Origin of the sequence: Campylobacter sp. RKI_CA19_01116, from assembly GCF_025771405.1 — a bacterium.
Classification (GTDB): Bacteria; Campylobacterota; Campylobacteria; order Campylobacterales; family Campylobacteraceae; genus Campylobacter_D.
Window position 1 is genome coordinate 1 of sequence record NZ_JAKMQF010000012.1, and the last position, 18703, is coordinate 18703.

Annotated in this window: 18 protein-coding genes; 13 read left to right on the forward strand and 5 right to left on the reverse strand. The window is 30.6% G+C overall.

The features are described 5' to 3' along the window. The first annotated feature begins 66 nt into the window (after positions 1 to 66). Genes L8U41_RS07495 through lepA form a run of 10 tightly spaced genes read left to right on the forward strand, consistent with a single transcriptional unit; the run spans position 67 to position 11628 of the window. Entirely contained in the window at positions 67 to 504 is a 438-nt protein-coding gene (locus L8U41_RS07495) for a c-type cytochrome (RefSeq protein WP_263728214.1), read from the forward strand. 15 nt (positions 505 to 519) lie between these two features. Continuing rightward, on the forward strand, positions 520 to 1632 hold the full coding sequence (locus tag L8U41_RS07500; RefSeq protein ID WP_263728215.1) for an ABC transporter substrate-binding protein: 1113 nt from the start codon (positions 520 to 522) through the stop codon (positions 1630 to 1632). A 10-nt stretch (positions 1633 to 1642) separates the two neighbouring features. Then, positions 1643 to 2758 (forward strand): ABC transporter substrate-binding protein, encoded by a 1116-nt coding sequence (locus tag L8U41_RS07505; protein WP_263728216.1) that lies wholly within the window; start codon positions 1643 to 1645, stop codon positions 2756 to 2758. A 20-nt stretch (positions 2759 to 2778) separates the two neighbouring features. Beyond that, complete coding sequence (locus tag L8U41_RS07510; RefSeq protein ID WP_263683266.1) at positions 2779 to 3675, forward strand: branched-chain amino acid ABC transporter permease; 897 nt, start codon at positions 2779 to 2781, stop codon at positions 3673 to 3675. 1 nt (position 3676) lies between these two features. Beyond that, the gene (locus tag L8U41_RS07515; protein WP_263728217.1) at positions 3677 to 4708 is read left to right on the forward strand and encodes a branched-chain amino acid ABC transporter permease; all 1032 of its coding nucleotides are present in this window, start codon (positions 3677 to 3679) and stop codon (positions 4706 to 4708) included. Next, positions 4705 to 5475 (forward strand): ABC transporter ATP-binding protein, encoded by a 771-nt coding sequence (locus L8U41_RS07520; RefSeq protein WP_263683264.1) that lies wholly within the window; start codon positions 4705 to 4707, stop codon positions 5473 to 5475. Before L8U41_RS07515 ends, L8U41_RS07520 begins: the two co-directional genes overlap by 4 nt. Continuing rightward, positions 5462 to 6157 carry a high-affinity branched-chain amino acid transporter, ATP-binding protein gene (locus L8U41_RS07525; protein WP_039618807.1) on the forward strand — a complete coding sequence of 232 codons (696 nt, stop codon included), beginning with the start codon at positions 5462 to 5464 and terminating at the stop codon, positions 6155 to 6157. Before L8U41_RS07520 ends, L8U41_RS07525 begins: the two co-directional genes overlap by 14 nt. A 3-nt stretch (positions 6158 to 6160) precedes the next feature. Next, positions 6161 to 9391, forward strand: a complete 3231-nt coding sequence (gene ccsB, locus L8U41_RS07530) for a c-type cytochrome biogenesis protein CcsB (protein WP_263728218.1) — start codon at positions 6161 to 6163, stop codon at positions 9389 to 9391. Between the two features lie 11 nt (positions 9392 to 9402). Then, positions 9403 to 9828: a hypothetical protein gene (locus tag L8U41_RS07535; protein ID WP_263664243.1), complete on the forward strand. Its 426-nt coding sequence runs from the start codon at positions 9403 to 9405 to the stop codon at positions 9826 to 9828. A gap of 9 nt (positions 9829 to 9837) precedes the next feature. Continuing rightward, positions 9838 to 11628, forward strand: coding sequence for a translation elongation factor 4 (gene lepA / locus L8U41_RS07540; protein ID WP_263679687.1), 1791 nt, complete (start codon positions 9838 to 9840; stop codon positions 11626 to 11628). 29 nt (positions 11629 to 11657) lie between these two features. Here the strand turns inward: lepA and L8U41_RS07545 are convergent, their stop codons facing one another. Further along, entirely contained in the window at positions 11658 to 12278 is a 621-nt protein-coding gene (locus L8U41_RS07545; RefSeq protein WP_263664244.1) for a hypothetical protein, read from the reverse strand. 271 nt (positions 12279 to 12549) lie between these two features. Here L8U41_RS07545 and L8U41_RS07550 point away from each other — a divergent pair, with 271 nt between their 5' ends. Next, positions 12550 to 13884 (forward strand): MATE family efflux transporter, encoded by a 1335-nt coding sequence (locus L8U41_RS07550; RefSeq protein ID WP_263728220.1) that lies wholly within the window; start codon positions 12550 to 12552, stop codon positions 13882 to 13884. Here L8U41_RS07550 and L8U41_RS07555 read toward each other — a convergent pair. The 4 genes from L8U41_RS07555 to thiD are packed head-to-tail and all read right to left on the reverse strand — an operon-like array spanning position 13865 to position 16708. Continuing rightward, positions 13865 to 14506, reverse strand: coding sequence for a uroporphyrinogen-III synthase (locus tag L8U41_RS07555; protein WP_263679694.1), 642 nt, complete (start codon positions 14504 to 14506; stop codon positions 13865 to 13867). The two genes, L8U41_RS07550 and L8U41_RS07555, sit on opposite strands and share 20 nt — an antisense overlap. Next, positions 14503 to 15129, reverse strand: a complete 627-nt coding sequence (gene thiE / locus L8U41_RS07560; protein ID WP_263728223.1) for a thiamine phosphate synthase — start codon at positions 15127 to 15129, stop codon at positions 14503 to 14505. Before thiE ends, L8U41_RS07555 begins: the two co-directional genes overlap by 4 nt. After that, positions 15116 to 15895, reverse strand: a complete 780-nt coding sequence (gene thiM, locus L8U41_RS07565) for a hydroxyethylthiazole kinase (RefSeq protein WP_263728224.1) — start codon at positions 15893 to 15895, stop codon at positions 15116 to 15118. The genes thiE and thiM overlap by 14 nt, the downstream gene beginning before the upstream one ends. Positions 15896 to 15898: 3 nt before the next feature. After that, complete coding sequence (thiD, locus tag L8U41_RS07570) at positions 15899 to 16708, reverse strand: bifunctional hydroxymethylpyrimidine kinase/phosphomethylpyrimidine kinase (RefSeq protein WP_263728226.1); 810 nt, start codon at positions 16706 to 16708, stop codon at positions 15899 to 15901. A 206-nt stretch (positions 16709 to 16914) separates the two neighbouring features. Between thiD and L8U41_RS07575 the strand changes: the two genes are divergently transcribed. Both L8U41_RS07575 and L8U41_RS07580 read left to right on the forward strand, forming a co-directional pair. After that, positions 16915 to 17367: a low molecular weight protein-tyrosine-phosphatase gene (locus L8U41_RS07575; RefSeq protein ID WP_263703117.1), complete on the forward strand. Its 453-nt coding sequence runs from the start codon at positions 16915 to 16917 to the stop codon at positions 17365 to 17367. 95 nt (positions 17368 to 17462) lie between these two features. Further along, positions 17463 to 18703 (forward strand): PDC sensor domain-containing protein (locus L8U41_RS07580; RefSeq protein ID WP_263703118.1); only part of this gene is annotated, 1241 nt, incomplete at its 3' end.

Here is an 18703-nt window from a genome sequence, read left to right on the forward strand (position 1 = left end):
AGTGAGATTATTTATTTTTTTTAGATATAATCGAGCTTTATTTATATATTAAAAAAGGTTATATTTATGTTGCGCTTGTTTATTGTAAGTGTTTTATTTTTTAATTCACTATTAGCTTTTAATGTAAAATCTTTATTTACTTATACTTTTAATGATAACATTAGTTATGACTTAGAAAAAGCTAAAGAAATATATTTTAAAAATAAATGTAATACTTGTCATGGAGAGAATGGAGAAAAAAATTCTTATGGCAAAAGAGCTCTTAAAGACTTAAGTCCAGAAGAAATCAAAGGTGCTTTGAAGGATTATGCTAATGGATATTTTAAAAATCAATCAAGCGATAATATCCAAATGAGTTTGTATGCTAAAAAATTAAGTGATAGTGATATGAACCACATCATAGCTTATTTAAAAGGACAAAATTTTTCTATAGAGCTTAATCAAAAAGATCTTTTAGAAGAAGAGCCAGCACCAAAAACTAAACACAATACATTTTTAAAATAACAAAAAGGAGTTTTCATGAAAAAAAATCTACTGTTAGCTAGCTTACTTTGTGCTAGTTCAATTTATGCTGCAGAGGTAAAAATAGGGGTTGTTTTGCCGCTTACTGGCGCTTTAGCAGCCTATGGTAATGATGTATATGAGGGTATTAAACTAGCCAATACTTTAAATCCAAATTTAAAAAATGGAGATAGTATTAAAATTATAGCTATTGATACTAAAGGTGATAAAATAGAGGCAGCAAATGCTACTACTAGACTTATCTCTCAAGATAAAGTTTTGGGGCTTATAGGCGAAGCTGTTACACCAAATACTATGCAAGTTTTATCCATAGCCGAAGAAAGAAAAGTTCCTGCTATAGCTCCAGTTGCCTCAGGCGATAAGCTTTTAGATAAAAAAAGCTATGCTAGTAGAGTTTGTTTTATGGATAGCTTTCAAGGAGATAAATTTGCTAATTATGCCTATAAAGATTTAAATTTAAAAAGCGTGGTTGTTATAGTTGATCAAAGCAATGTATATTCATTGGGTCTAGCAAGAGCTTTTGAAAAAGAATTTAAGCAAAATGGTGGAAAAGTACTTAAAAAATTAACCATTTCTTCGGGCGATAAAGACTTTAAAGCTATTGTTTCGCAACTTAAAAGTATCAATCCAGACTTTGTTTATATGCCAATTTACCACCCAGAAGCTGCCTTAATAGCAAGACAAGCAAAAGCGGTTGGATTTAACAAACTTTTAAGCGCAGGAGATGGAGTAAATAATAAAACATTTATTGAGCTTGGTGGAGATGCTGTAAATGGAGTAGTATTTACTGATAGTTTTGATTATAACAATCCTCCAACAATTTTATCTAAAAATTTCATCAATGCTTATGAAAAAGATCATGGCACCAAAGAGCTTCCAGCATTTTCTGCTATGGGAGCTGATGCTTATTATGTAATGGTAAATGCAATGAATGAATGTGCTAGTAATCTTAATGCACAATGCATTAATGAAAAAATTCACTCAACCAGTAATTTTGAAGGTGTGGGTGGGGTTATAAGCATAGATGCTAGTGGTAATGCGAGTCGTTCTGTAGTTATAAAAGAAATACAAGATCAAAAACAAGTATATAAAACTATTATCAATCCTTGAAAGGTAAACTATGAAAAAAATTAGTATAGCTATATTATCTGTCATAGCTTGCAATATTATACAAGCAAAAGAAATCAACATTGGCGTAGTTTTACCTCTAACAGGTTCTACGGCAGCATATGGACAAAGTGCTTTAGATGGAGTGAAAATTGCAAATTCCATGAAAAACACTCTAAGTAATGGAGATAAAGTAAATTTAGTAGTAGTAGATACAAAAGGTGATAAAATAGAAAGTGCCAATGCTAGCACAAGATTGGTTTCGCAAAACAAAGCTTATGCGCTAATTGGTGAAATGCTAACAGCTAATACTTTGCAAGTGATAAGAATTGGCGAAGAAAAAAAGATCCCAGTGGTTGCTCCTGCAGCTACTGCTGATAAAATTTTAAATAAAAAATTATATGCTAGTAGAGTTTGTTTTATGGATAGCTTCCAAGGCTCATCTTTAGCTAATTATGTAAAAAATAAACTTAACTATACTAAAGCTGTAATAATTAGCGATCAAAGCGCGGATTATTCTTTGGGTTTAACTAGAGCCTTTGAAAAAGAATTTAGTAAGCAAGGTGGAAAAATTTTAGATAAATTTAGAATCACAGCAGGCGATAAAGACTTTAAAGCTATTCTTTCACAAATTAAAAATTTAAAACCTGATTTTATTTATCTTCCAGTATATTATACCGAAGCTTCTTTATTTGCAAGACAAGCAAAAGCAATGGGTATAAATATCCCTATGGGTTCAGCAGATGGAGTTGCTGATGAAACCTTTATTAATTTAGCTCAAGATGCTGCAGAAGGATATTTATTTACCGATAGCTTTGATTATAATAACCCACCAACACAACTTTCAAAAGACTTCATACTAGCTTATGAAAAAGAAAAACAAAGCAAAGAAGTTCCAAATTTCACAGCTATGGGTGCAGATGCGTATTTTGTGATTTTTGAAGCTATGCAAAAATGTGTTAATGATTTTAACAGTGAATGCATTAATAACAATATCCACGCTACTTCAAAATTTGAAGGTGTTAGCGGAGTAATTAGCATTGATAAAACAGGTAATGCTACGCGTTCAATTGTTATAAAATCAATAGAAAATCAAAAACAAATTTATAAAGATACGATTCTTCCGTAAATAAATTTTTAAGAGGTTCAATGGATAGTTCTTTAATTTTACAGCAAATTATAAATGGTTTTAGCTTAGGTAGCATGTATGCACTTATTGCTATAGGCTATACAATGGTCTATGGTGTTTTAAGATTGATTAATTTTGCACATGGCGATATCATGATGGTAGGTGCATACTCAGCTTTATTTTGTGTCACAAGTATGAATGTGCCTTTTCTAGGAGCTCTTTCTTTGGCTATGTTATTTGCAGCAGCTTTAGGTATAGCTATTGATAGAGTAGCTTATAAACCTTTAAGAAAAGCACCTAGAATTTCTTTACTTATTACAGCTATAGGCATAAGCTTTTTAATACAAAATGTATTTAATGTCTTATTTGGTTCAACCCCAAAATATTTTCCTGTGCCAAATTATCTTGAAACAGTGATTAATTTTAATAATATCAGCATTAGCATTAATAGTATTTTAGTGCCTATTTTGACATTTTTTATACTATTAGTGGTTTTATTCATACTTTATAAAAGCAAATATGGCATTGCTATTAGAGCTTTAGCTTTTGATATTCATACTGTAAATTTAATGGGAATTGACGCAAATCGTATTATCGCTATTGTATTTGCACTAGGCTCAGCTTTAGCCGCTATTGGTGGTATTTTTTGGGCTGTTAGTTATCCTTCTGTTGAACCTAGCATGGGAACTCTTATAGGACTTAAGGCATTTGGCGCTGCTGTTTTAGGTGGTATTGGTTCGGTTGCTGGAGCGGTATTAGGTGGTTTGATTATAGGATTTACAGAAGTTGTTGTAGTTGCTATTTTCCCTGATCTTTCTGGTTTTAAAGATGCTTTTGCGTTTATCTTTTTAGTATTGATTTTGCTTTTTAAACCAACTGGAATTTTGGGCATAAATTTTGAAAAAAGTAGGTTTTAAGATGGTTGCAAGAAAAATTACACATTTAAGTTTTTTTATCATAGCACTTGCTTTTCTTTTTGTATCTCCTTATTTTTTCAATGATTATAAAATAGGAATTTTAAGCAATATTGCTATTTTTGTTATCTTAGCAGTAAGCTATAATCTTATCAACGGGGTTACAGGACAATTTTCACTAGAACCAAATGGCTTTGTAGCTATAGGAGCTTATGTTGCAGCTTTAGTATTACTTACAAGTGAAAGCAAAATCGACCAGTTTTCTTTAGAAGATCCAAGTAGCTTTATTTTGATGATACATTCCCCAAGTTTTATTGTGGCTTTACTTGCTGCCGGACTTTGCGCTATGCTTTTATCTTTAGTTTTGGCTTTTGCAGTATTTAGAGTTAGAGGGGATTACTTAGCTATTGTAACACTAGGTTTTGGTATTATCATTAAACTTATGGCGATTAACTTTGCTTCTGTTACAAATGGCTCTTTGGGCTTAAACGACATTCCTAAACACACTACTTTATACTGGAGTGGTGGGATTGCTATATTTTCAGTTGTTATCATCTTAAATATTGTTAGCTCAAAATTTGGTAGAGCTATGAAAGCTGTAAGAGATGATGAAGATGCGGCACTAGCAATGGGTATAAACACCTTTAATATTAAAACCTTAGCCTTTAGTACTTCAGCGTTTTTAGAAGGTGTTGGGGGAGGCTTGCTTGCTTGTGCGCTAGCTTCAGTTTCACCTGAGCAATTTGACTTTTTATTTACCTTCCAACTTTTAATCATCATTGTTTTAGGTGGCTTAGGTTCAACTACTGGTGCTATCATTGGGGCTATTTTAGTAATAGGTGGAAGCGAGTATTTAAGATTTTTAGATGAAAGTATGAATATTTTTGGTTATGAAACCCCTGCTATGCCTGGTCTTAGAATGGTTGTATTTTCCATTGTATTGATCTTGGTAATGCTTTTTGCAAGAAGAGGAATAATGGGAGATAAAGAATTAACAGATATTTTATTTAAGTTTTCTAAAAGGAAGAAAAAATGATTTTAGAGCTTAAAGAAATTCATAAAAATTTTGGTGGAGTTAGCGCTATAGCTAATACCTCATTTGCTATTAAAGAAAGTGAAATTTTTGGACTTATAGGCCCAAATGGCGCAGGAAAAACTACGTTATTTAATATTATTACAGGAAATTATAAGCCAAGTAGCGGGGAAGTCTTTTTTCTAGGAAAAAAAATTGATCATTTAAAACCACACAAAATAGTTCATCTAGGTATAGCAAGAACTTTTCAAAACATAAGACTTTTTTCAAGCATGAGTGTTTTAGAAAATGTATTGATTGGTTTTGATAAGAGTATTAAATATAATATTTTCGAAGCCTTTTTACATCTTGGAAGATTTTCCAAAGCAGAAAAAAATGCAAAAAAAGCAGCTTATGAAATTTTAGAACAACTCAATATTGCTCATTTGGCTGATGAAAAAGCTACTAGTTTAAGCTATGGTCAGCAAAGAAAAGTCGAAATAGCAAGAGCTTTAGCAACAAATCCTAAACTTTTATTGCTAGATGAACCTGCAGCAGGTATGAATTCTACAGAAAGTGATGATTTGGCTGAGTTAATTTTTAACATAAGAGATAATAAAAAAATTAGTGTTTTACTTATAGAGCATGATATGAAATTTGTAAATAAACTTTGTGATAGGGTTATGGTGCTTGATTATGGTAAGACTATTTTTGAGGGAAAACCAAACGATGCGGTGCAAAACCCTGAAGTAATTAGTGCATATTTGGGAGATTTTAATGCTAGTAGTTAAAGATTTACATGTTTATTATGGTTTGATTGAAGCTGTTAAAGGTATTGATTTTACTATAAAAACAGGAAGTATAGTTAGCTTAATAGGCTCAAATGGCGCAGGAAAAACCTCAACACTTAATGCTATGCTAAATTGTGTTAAAAAAACCGGTGAGGTAACTTTTCTAGGTTATGATACTCAAAGACACTTACCGCACACTCTAGTTCAAAAAGGCATTGCTTTAGTACCTGAGGGAAGAAGAGTTTTTATCAATCTTACTATAGAGGAAAATTTAAAAATTGGTGCTTTTAATAATGCAGAAAATTACGAGCATTTAAAAAATCAAATGTATAGGCTTTTCCCAAGATTAAAAGATAAAAAAAATGCCCTTGCAGGAACTCTAAGCGGTGGGGAAGCTCAAATGCTAGCTATCTCAAGGGCACTCATGAGCGAACCAAAGCTTTTAATGCTTGATGAGCCCTCATTAGGTCTTGCTCCAAAAATAGTTGGAGAGGTTTTTGATATTATAGTCAAATTAAAAGAAGAAGGAATTACTATTTTATTAGTAGAACAAAATGCATTTTCAGCTTTAAAAATCAGCGACTATGCTTACGTTTTAGAAAATGGCAAAATCGCTATGCATGCACCTGCAAAAGATCTTATCGGTAATGATGAGATTAGAAAAAAATACCTTGGAGCTTAATTCATGAAAAAACAACTTTTAGCTTTTGGGGATATAAAAATTTCTATTTTTTTATTTTTAATTTTTGCCCTATTTTGCGCCCTAGCTACTTTCATAGAAAGTGCTTATAATACACCAACAGCTTGGGCAATGATCTATGGCTCTTCTTGGTTTGGCTTTATACAACTCATACTAGGGATTAATCTTTTAGTAGCTCTTTTTAAATACAAAATGTTTAATAAGAAAAAAATACCACTTTTAATCTTTCATATCTCATTTTTATTTATATTACTAGGCTCAGCGATGACTAGATATATGGGATTTGAGGGAAATTTACACATTAGAGAAAATGAAAAAAACAATATTATTGAAACTTCAAAAAGTTATATTTACATAGCAACCTTAAAAGATGATAAAGTATATAGTGCTTCAAAATCTGAATATATTGCAACCCTACCTTTTGTAAATGATTTTTCATTTGATTTAATCTTGCCTGATGAAAAAGCTCAAATTGCATATGAAAATTTAATCTTAGATGCAAAAGAAGTTTATATTGATGATAATAATTCTGCTCCACTTTTATCTTTAATGCTTTCACAAAATAACGAATCTAAAGAATTGCTTTTGCAAGCAGGAGATATTGAAAATATCAACGGCGTTAATATAGCATTTTTAAATGACTCTGTTCCAAGTCCTTATATAAAAATCGATAAAGATTTAAAACTTAGTGCTGATTTTGATTTAAAATACATGTCAATGAGTGATGGCAAAGAAAATATTTTAAAAGCAAATCAAAAAGCACAAGCTAAAGATTTAAGATTATATTCTTTTAATGATATTAATTTAGTGGTTAAATTTGCTTCCTTGCATGGCAAAAAAACTTTAGAAGGTATCAATCAAGCTCAAGATGAAAGCTTTTTTACTTGGTTTAAAAATAGTTGGATAGAGCTAGGACGCAATGCTTTGATTTCTTTATTTGGTGAGGCAAAATACTGGAATAATTCTTTATTAAATAATTTCAAAGATTTTGCACAAAGCACTAAATATATGCCAACTCAACTTTCAGATAATGCTATTAATGCTTTAAAATTAAAATTAAGCTATAAAGGAGAATCCAAAGAAGTTTTCCTAGTAGAATACAACTCGCCTATCCGTATTGATGTAGCAGGTCAACCTTTCTTTTTAAGATGGGGTCCTAAAGGAATAGAAATGCCATTTGAAATGTACCTAAAAGACTTTGAATTAGAACGCTATCCTGGCTCGATGTCGCCTATGTCTTATGCAAGTTATGTAGAAATTGACAATGCTGATAAGAAACTAGAATATAAAATTTTCATGAATAATGTTTTAGATTATCAAGGTTATAGATTTTACCAAAGCTCATACGATCAAGATGAACTTGGCACCATACTTTCAGTCAATAAAGATCCGGGTAAAATTCCTACATATATAGGATATTTTTTACTCACATTAGGAATGTTTTTAAATATTTTAAATCCTCATTCAAGATTTAGAACCTTAGCTAAATTAATCAACCAAGACACTCTAAAAAAAACAAGTGCTATTTTGGCTTTTATATTAGTTTTATTTGCAGGCCAAAATACTTACGCAAATGAGCCTATCAAGGTAGATGAAGCACACGCTAAAGAACTTGCTTCTTTGATAGTGCAAAAGCCTGATGGTAGAATGGTTCCTTTTAATACTTTAGCCATGGAAGTTTTAGAAAAAATACATAAAACAACGACATTCCAAGGGCAAAGCGCTGAAGCAACAATCATATCGATGATTTTTGATGGTAGTGCATGGTATGATAAAGATATTATTTTTATGCCGAGCAGTCGTTTGGTTAATGAAGAAATTTCTAAAATTTTAGAAATTGAGCCTAGAACCTATACTAGTTTTAAAGATTTTTTCACTACAGATTCATATAAACTACAAAAATATGTAGAAAATGCTAATAGAAAAAATCCAAACCGCAGAAGTGTTTTTGATAAAGAAATCATCAAGCTTGATGAAAGGGTTAATATTGTAAATTTAATTTTCTCAGGTGATATTTTTAGATTTATTCCTTTACAAAATAGCACAAATAATCAATGGGTGGCACCACGTGAAGCTTATATAGGATTAAAAGGTGAAGAAGGTGCAGAAGTTAAAAGTATTTTAGAAAACTATTTTAATGCAGTTAGTAATTCCATTGTACATAATAACTGGGATGAAGCAACTAAAAACTTAAATGTTATCAAAAATTACCAAGAAAAATACGGCCATGAAGTTATGCCTAGTGCTAAAAAAATTAGCACAGAAATCTTTTTCAATAAAAGTCAAATTTTTGTAAATCTTACCCCTCTTTATCTTTGTGCTGGATTTTTGCTTTTAATTATAGTTTTTATTAAGATGCTACTGCCAAAAATACGCATTGATTTTATTTTTAAATGTGTTTATGTATTTAATATCGTGGCATTTTTCATCCATACTTTAGGTTTGGCTTTGCGTTGGTATATAGCAGGTCGCGCACCATGGAGCAATGCTTATGAGAGTATGGTTTATATAGCTTGGGCTTTATCATTATCTGGAATTTTCTTTTCCAGAAAAAGCCCTATTGCACTTTCTTTAACTTCTATTTTAGCAGGGGTTACTTTAGGTGTAGCTCATCTTAGCCAAATGGATCCACAAATTACCAACTTAGTTCCTGTGTTGCAATCATACTGGCTAACTATACATGTTTCAGTTATTACTGCTAGCTATGGGTTTTTAGGACTATGTGCATTATTAGGTATATTTGTACTTGTTTTACTATGCATGCTAAAAATCAATGGTAAGCATAATGAAAATATTTTAAGAAATATTACAGAAGCAACAAGAATCAACGAAATGGCTATGATCTTAGGACTTTGCTTACTTACAGTTGGAAATTTCTTAGGTGCTATATGGGCAAATGAAAGCTGGGGAAGATATTGGAGTTGGGATTCTAAGGAAACTTGGGCTTTAATTAGTATTTTAGTTTATGCGGCTATTTTACACATTAGAATGGTGCCAAAATGGGCAAATCAATACACTTTTGCAGTTTGCTCTATGTTTGCATACTGGGTGATTATTATGACTTATTTTGGAGTAAATTACTTTTTAACTGGTATGCACTCTTACGCAGCAGGAGATTCAGTAAAAATTCCTGATTATGTGTATTGGGGCTTTTTATTTATGGTGGCATTAAGCATAGCAAGTTATTTCAAAAAATCTTATGCAAAAAAATTATAGGAAAGTTTTAAATGAATAATTCTCTTTTTGTATTTTTGATTATTGCTTTAGTTATTGTTATTATACTTGGAATTCTTTTAGTTTTATTTTTTACACACAAAGATAAAAACACCAATAAATCAAATATCACTAAAACTCCAAAAATAATTAACATTGAAGATTTTATATCTAAAGCTAATGATGCAAAAAATTCTCAAGAAATTCAAGCTTTGATTTTGCAGTTTTTAAACTCACAAAAATTAGGATCTAATCCAAAAGATAGCGCCACTAAAAGAAAACTTGATTTTATTAGTGCTATTTCAGCAAATGCCAATGCCACTCCTAAGAATATTTCGTTTTTAAATAATGAATTAAAAAAAAGATATAAAACTTTAAAAAACGAAATAGATGCTTATGAGCAAATAGGTTTAGCAAAAAGAAAAATGAGACAATCTTAAGGTTTTTTGATGAAAAATATTAGAAATTTCTCTATTATAGCTCATATTGATCATGGAAAAAGTACATTAGCCGATAGAATTATCAGCGAGTGTGGTGCAATTAGCGATAGACAAATGAGTGCCCAAGTAATGGATACTATGGATATAGAAAAAGAGCGTGGTATAACTATAAAAGCTCAATCTGTGCGTTTAAATTATAAACTTAATAACGAAGAATATGTATTAAATTTAATAGATACTCCAGGTCATGTTGATTTTTCCTATGAAGTAAGTCGCTCTTTGGCAAGTTGTGAGGGAGCTTTACTTGTTGTTGATGCTTCACAAGGAGTAGAAGCTCAAACTATAGCCAATGTTTATATAGCCTTAGAAAATGATCTTGAAATCATACCAGTGATAAATAAAATAGATCTTCCTTCAGCTGATATAGAAAAAGTTAAGCACGAAATAGAACATATTATAGGCATTGATTGCTCTAATGCAATTTGTGTTAGCGCAAAAACAGGTGTAGGTATAAAAGAACTCATAGAAACCATCATCACAAAAATTCCTGCGCCAAAAACCGATGATGAAGCACCTACTAAGGCTTTAATCTACGATTCTTGGTTTGATAATTATCTTGGAGCTTTAGCTTTAGTTAGAATTTATGAGGGAAATATAGCTAAAAATGATGAAGTTTTAGTTATGAGTACAGATAAAAAACATCTTGTACAAGATCTTTTTTACCCCCATCCATTAAACCCTATAAAAACCAAAAAATTAGAATCAGGTGAAGTAGGTGTTATCGTGCTTGGACTTAAAAATGTTGCTGATGTTCAAGTGGGCGATACCATAACACTAACCAAAAATAAGGCAAAAGAAGCCATTGGTGGTTTTGAAAAAGCCAAAGCTTTTGTTTTTGCAGGATTATACCCTATAGAAACGGATAAATTTGAAGATTTAAGAGATGCTTTAGATAAATTAAAACTCAATGATAGTTCTATTACCTATGAACCTGAGACATCGCTAGCTTTAGGATTTGGTTTTAGAGTTGGTTTTTTAGGTCTTTTACATATGGAGGTTATTAAAGAAAGACTTGAGCGTGAGTTTAACCTTGATTTGATTGCTACTGCTCCAACCGTTACTTATGAAATTTATCAAACCGATGGAGAAGTTTTAAAAATTCAAAATCCAAGTGAGCTGCCTCCAGTAAATAAAATCGATCACATAAAAGAACCTTATGTAAAAGCAACTATCATAACCCCAAGCGAATATTTAGGAAATTTAATCACTCTTTTAAATCGCAAACGTGGTATGCAAGTTAAGATGGATTATATCACTCCTGAGCGTGTTTTACTTGAGTATGATATACCTTTAAACGAAATCGTTATGGACTTTTACGATAAACTCAAATCACTCACTAAAGGTTATGCTAGTTTTGATTATGAGCCTATTGAATTTAGAGTGGGTGATCTTGTAAAGCTTGATATTAAAGTAGCTGGTGAAAATGTCGATGCACTAAGCATCATAGTGCCAAATGAAAAGGCACTAAGTAAAGGCAGGGAGCTGGTAAAAGCGATGAAAGAAATCGTCCCAAGACAGCTTTTTGAAGTTGCTATCCAAGCAAGCATTGGAAATAAAATCATCGCAAGAGAAAATGTAAAATCTATGGGTAAAAATGTAACTGCAAAATGCTATGGCGGGGATATTACTAGAAAAAGAAAGCTTCTTGAAAAACAAAAAGAAGGTAAAAAAAGAATGAAAGCTATTGGCAAAGTACATTTACCTCAAGAAGCATTTTTAAGCGTTTTAAAAATAGACTAAATCCCTAGTTTAAAACTAGGGATATAAATTTATGCATTGATATCTAAAGAATTTCCACCCAATTCATTGATTTTTTGAGTTACTTTTTCAATAGCTTTATCAATTGTCTCATAGCTGATATCAGGAAGTTTGCCACCCCACATTTTTTCCGCTTGCGCAAATCCTGCTTTTAGACCTTCTAAACCTTTTTGAAGTTTTTCCATATCATCACCAGCCCCATTAATAACAAAATCAGCCAATCTTTGAGATGTTTTTGCTACACCAAAATACCCATCTTCCCCAATAAGCTCTTTTGCCTCATCAGCATTTAAACTAAGTATATCTTTACCTTCATATCCTATAGCTTTAAAATCTACATTTGATAAAATAGCTGTTAAAGAATCCTTAGATTGAGCTCCTTGAAAAATCCCAGCTTGAGATAGACCATTAGATGAACTCATGCTAAATGCTTGTTGCATAAAACTCATAGCATAAAGTTCTGTTATACCTTTTCCGCCTATACTAGCAAGCTTACTAAGCTTATCCTCATCAATATCTTTTGTGCTATTAGCGCTTTTAGTATTGGCATCTTCAAGCTTAGTATTCGAATCAGCCTTCCTATTGCTAATCTGTGACTCCACTGCCACACGTGAATACGAATTTATTTGCATCCTTGCTCCTTTTTTTGTGGGTTTATAAAAATCGGATAAAAATTATTAAATTTTATATTAAGAAATTTATAACCACTACTATAATATAATTTCTTTTATTTATTGTATTTTTAAAATTTAGGTGATATAAATGCTTTTTAGAGATTTTTTTATAATCATTGTTGATCCGTATTTTAAAGATATCATAGAAGGCATAGAATCTCTCTATTAGCTTTATTTTATTCGTAAATTATCAAACAGAACGCAAAAATAAACGCTAATAAGGAAAACTATGCCATTACACAATTTTTACACTAATACAAATGCTACTATATTGTTTTGCAAATGTGCCCTGCCTAACATGGCAAGTGTTGCATTTATATATCTTTATATTATTATTGATGGAATTTTTGTTGGTAAATACCTTGGTACAGACTCATTAGCTGCCATGAATTTAGTAATGCCCTTTATTATGATAAGTTTTGCTTTGGCTGATATGATAGCCATAGGTTCATCAGTGCAAATAGCAATTAATCTAGGTAAAGGAAAAATCGAAAAAGCAAGAGCTATTTTTTCTTTTTGTATAGTTCTTATTTTTGCAATTTCTTGCTTAATGGGAATATTAGGATTTTTCTTAGCAAAACCTTTAAGTGCTTTTATGGGTGCTGATGAAAACATACAAAATTTATCCACTGAATATATGCAAATTTTTGCTCTTTTTGCACCTTTTACCATGTTAGCTTTTGCTATGGATAGTTATTTAAGAATATGCGGTAAAACATTTTATAGCATGGTGGTTAATATCACAGTAGCTCTAAGTAATATCATTTTGGATTGGCTTTTTATAGTTATTTTTGAATGGAGTTTATTCTCAGCTGCTTTAGCAACTTGTATAGGTATGTTTTTAGGAACTACTTTAGGCTTTATACCTTTTATTTTTAAAGACTTAATTTTAAAATTCAAAAAACCTATAATTCATTTAAAAATACTTAAAAATATTATTTATAACGGATCTTCTGAATTTTTTTCAAACATATCAAGTTCTATTTTTACCATACTAGCTAATGCTATATTATTAAAAATAGCTGGGAATCAAGCACTAGCGGCATTTTCTATTATACTTTATTTAAGCACCTTTGCTTTTGGTTTAATTTTATCAATGTGTGAAGCCATGCAACCTGCTATAAGTTACAACTATGGATATAAAAACATATTAAGAATTCAAGCTATTTTTAAAAGAATGTTTATAGCATCTGGTGTATTTGGAATATCTGTGTTTTTACTTGCATTTTTTTTCAACGAAATTATAGTTTCTCTCTTTAATAAAAATAATGATATTAGTTTTGCAAATCTAGCACAAAATGCACTTGTATTGTTTTCTTTTTCTTTTTTATTAAGCTGGCTTGGAAAACTTTGCGCATCTTTTTTTACCGCTTTAGATAAACCCATGCTTTCTTTAGCCATATCCATCATACAAAGTTTAGTATTACCTTTTATCTTTATACAGGTATTATCATATTATCTTAGCTTAAATGGAGTTTGGCTTGCTTCTTTTGCAAGCGAGGTTCTTATGGTGTTTATTGCTTCTTATTTACTATATAAAACTTTTAAAGATCTAAACTCTTAGCTAATTTTAAACAAGAGTTTAGATCTTGCTCTTTGCATATATACAAATTTTTAAAATTATGAAGTTTTAAAGCTGTACTTTGACCTATAACTACAACTTTATCTTCGTTTTTTAATGCAAAAAATTTCAAAAATTGCTCTATGCTTGAAGGAGCGCTAAAGATAAAAACACTAGGATGTTGTATTTTTAACTCATCTTTTTTGGGCTCTATGGCTACATTTTCATAAACAATTAATTGTTTTAAAGAGATATTTTCATTTAATAAAACCTCATCAAGGCCTGAGCTAATTTTCTTAGCTCTTAAATAAAGACATTTTTTATTTTTAAACTCAGATAAAAACTCGCTAGCTAAATTTTTACCATAAGCTTTACTAGGATATTTGATATTTTTAAAACCAAGTTCTTTTGCAAAATCAGCACTTTTTTGCCCCACAGCATAAAGTTTAATATCAAAATTAATTTTACTTTTACTTGACATTAATGCTTTGAGTGCATTCTTAGAGCTAATGATCAAACAATCAAATTCTTTTAAATTCACTTCAAAATCAAGAAATTTGATTTCATTTAATCTTATAGTCTTAACGCCATCAAATTCTTTATCCCCTATAAAATAAATCATTATTTTCCTATAAAAGTTTTATCAAAACTTGATCTTAAATTTAAAGTTGCCATATAAGGATCACTTGCTTGCATTATTGCTCTAACCACAGCTATACCTTGTATATTACAGTCTTTAAGCAAATTTAAATTAGTTTCATCTATCCCACCTATAGCTACAATAGGTAAAGAACTTAAACTAGCAATTTCTTTTAATCCATCTATACCAAGTACAACACAATCTTGCTTACTAGGCGTAGCAAAAACAGCCCCTACTCCAAGATAAGTAGCGCTTTGAGTGTTGGCAAGCTCACTTTTATGATTAATCGTAAGTCCTATGATTTTATCTTCGCCTAAAAGTTCTCTTGCTTTTTTTAAAGGCATATCCTTTTGTCCTATATGCACTCCATTTGCATTCACAGCCATGGCTATATCGATTCTATCATTTATCACAAAAGGCGTATTATATGTTTCACACAAAGTTTTAACTTTTAAAGCAAGATTATAAAATTCTAAAGTGCTAAGATTTTTTTCTCTAAGTTGTAAAATATCAATCTTGGCTTTCAAAGAAGCTTCTAAAATATTTAAAAACTCACTTTCACTTTTCTCACCCTTGCTTGCAACAAGATAAATTTTAAATGATTTCATATTTAGCTCTTTTTTTAATTTCTTCATCATTTAAATTACTTAAAGCATCGATTAAATTCACTCTAAAACTACCACTCCCACTAGAAAGTTCTTGAGCGATTTCACTAGCTATACCAAAACTAAGCAAAGCATACAAACTAGCTTGAAATTTATCTTCCAATGCTCCTGCAAAAACTCCACACAAAGAAGCGCACATACAACCTGCTCCAGTTATTTTAGTAGCCATGATTGAGCCATTATAAATTTTAGCAATATGCTCTTGATTTATAATATAATCAATTTTTCCAGTTATAGCTAAAACACGCTTAGTTTTATATGAGTATTCTCTAGCTTTTTCTAAAAACTCATCATTAATTACAAAAGTACTATCAACCCCTCTTGCTTTACCATCTAAACCTATAACACTAGCCATTTCAGACGCATTTGCTTTAACAATACTAATACCTTTTAGATTAAGCAATTCAAAATTAATCCCATCTCTTGCCTTACTCACACCCAAAGCGACAGGATCAAAAACTATAGGTTTATTTAATAAAGCATATTCTTTGGTTGCTTTTAACATAGAATTTGCTACAAGCTGATTAATTGTACCTGTATTTAATACTAAAGCTGAGCTTATTTTAGCAAAATCAGTTTGTTCTTCATAAAAATCAGCCATAGCAGCACTTGCTCCCATTGCTATAGTTACATTCGCACAATCATTAGCTGTAACATAATTAGTAATATGATGAATCAAAGGATTTTTTTCTCTTACTATTTTAATCATTTTTTATTCCTTATCAAATTGATAAAAATGATTTGTTGGACCGCAACCTTTTCCAAGCGCTAAGGAATTTAATATAGCCCCATATACATAATCTTTAGCAAGCTTTATAGCTTCATGCTTTTCTTTACCTAAGGCAAGATTACTAGCTATAGCTGAACTTAATGTACAACCTGTGCCATGTGTGTTTTTTGTGTTGATTTTTTCTGCTTTAAAAATACTAAATTCCTTTCCGTCATAAAAAACATCATTGGTGTTATATTTACTATGTCCACCTTTAATCAAAACACTTTTTGCACCTTCTTTGAAAAGCTTTATAGCAGCTTTTTTCATATCCTCTTCATTAAGTATTTTAAAATCACATAAAAATTCAGCCTCGGGAATATTTGGAGTAAGTACATCAGCTAAAGATAAAATTTCATCTTTAAAAAACTGACAATTTTCTAAAGGCATTAAAGCATAGCCATTTTTTGCAAACATCACAGGATCAATCACTACATTTTTAGCTTTAAAGCGCAATAAATTTTCTTTTACACAAATTATGATTTCCTTTGAACCTAGCATTCCAATTTTTACAGCAGCTGGCTCTATGTCTTCATAAACTGCTAGCATTTGCTCATCTATTATCTTAGTGGGTATATCAAAACAAGAAATCACTCTTGCAGTATTTTCAGCCACAACGCTTAAAACTACACTCATACCAAATAAATTATGAGCGCTAAAAGTTTTTAAATCAGCTTGTATGCCAGCCCCACCGCTACAATCACTTCCTGCTATAGTTAAGATAGGAATTTTAGTTTTTGTTTTTGCTTGTATCATTTTTATCCTTTTTTATAAAAAAGGAAAGTTTTTGCAAGAATTCAAAGTTCGCATTACCAAACTTCTCAAGGGTCGAAGTCTAACTTCCTCTCAGCAAAAGCTCCCCATTAATGAAAAATTATATCTTAGTTTTAATTAATCTTAAAAAATATTTTGAAATACTGCTATAATTTTGAAAAAACTACACAATTTTTGAGGAAAAAATGACTAAAATTATTTTTGTTTGCTTAGGGAATATTTGTCGTTCCCCTATGGCTGAATTTATCATGAAAGATCTTTTAATAAAAGCAAATTTAAACGATAAATTTATTGTTTCTAGCGCAGGCACTTCAGGTTATCATGATGGAGAGGATATGCACTATAAAACCAAAGCCATGTTAAATAGTAAAAATATCAACTCCAAGCCATTTTGCAGTCAAAAGCTAAGCTTAAAAATGTGTGAAGAAAATGATCTTATTATCGTTATGGATAATTCTAATTATAATGATGTAGTTAAAAATTTTCCAAATTTTAAACACAAAATTCACAAAATCACTTCTTATGCTTTAGAATTAGGATACGATGAAGTTCCTGATCCTTGGTATAGCGGAGATTTTAATGAGACTTATACTATACTCTCGCAAGCATGCTCTAAACTCTTAAAAACATTAATATAAAAATTTATCATTTAGATAATATTTGTACATTTTTGATTTTAATGTTATAATAAAACCAAATTTCAACATTGCAAATAAAAAAAGGAGGTTATTTAATGAAAAGTATTAAATTAAAAATTTCATTAATTGCTAATGTTATAGCTATCATCTGTTTGATAGTACTTGGAATTATTAGCTTTATTTTTACAAAAAAAGCTTTAAATCATGAGGTGGTTAAAGCTGAAACTAACTATGTAAAAGTTGCAGAAAAATCAATGAGAGATTTTAAAAGTCTCCATACTCATTCTTTAGAGCAACTTTCTCAAGCTATTTTAAGACTTCCATATAACGAACTTAATACTCAAGAAAAGCTTATGGAAAACACAGGTGATTTACTTAAAACCGTTAGAGATATAAACAGCTATTTGGCTGTCTATATAGCTCAATCAAATGGAGAATTAATAGTAAGCGATCCAGATAGCGATAGTAAAGGCTTAGACTATGGAATTTATGGAAAAGCTGACAATTATGATGCTACCACAAGAGAATTTTATATAGAAGCTAGAAAGAAAAATGGTTTATATATCACAGCAGCTTATATTGATGCAACAACAGGATTGCCATGTTTTACCTATGCTATGCCTTTAATTAAAGATGGTAAATTTATAGGGGTATTAGCAATTGATGTTTTAGTTAAAGACTTACAAGAAAAATTTAACGAACTACCAGGAAGAACTTTTGTATTTGATCATGCTTATACTGTATTTGCATCAACTGATAAATCATTAGTTGGTGGAGAGCAAAATCCAGATATAGTTACAGTAGCTAAAGCTTATGAAAATGCTGGAGATTATAATATTTTTAATTATACCACTCAAAATGGTGGCGATAGATTTGGTATTTGTGTAAAAATTGATGGTTATACAACTTGTGCTGGTGAAGATGTAGAAGTAATAGAAACACCTGCACTAAAAATAGCTTACATTCAAACTATTATAGTTATTTTTACAAGTATTGCAAGTATTGTTTTACTTTATTTTATCATCTCTTATTATCTATCACCTTTACAAGCTATACAAAATGGTCTTAGTTCTTTCTTTGACTTTATCAATCATAAAACTAAAGATTCTGCTATGATAGATGTTAAGAGTAACGATGAATTTGGAATAATAGCAAAAGCTATTAATGAAAACATCACCAAAACTAAAAATGCATTAGAACAAGATGCTAAAGCAGTAGAACAATCAGTAGAAACCGTTAGAGAGGTTGAAGGTGGTAATTTAGCAGCAAGAATCACTGCTATGCCAGCACACCCTCAATTGCTTGAACTTAAAAATTATCTTAATGAAATGCTTGC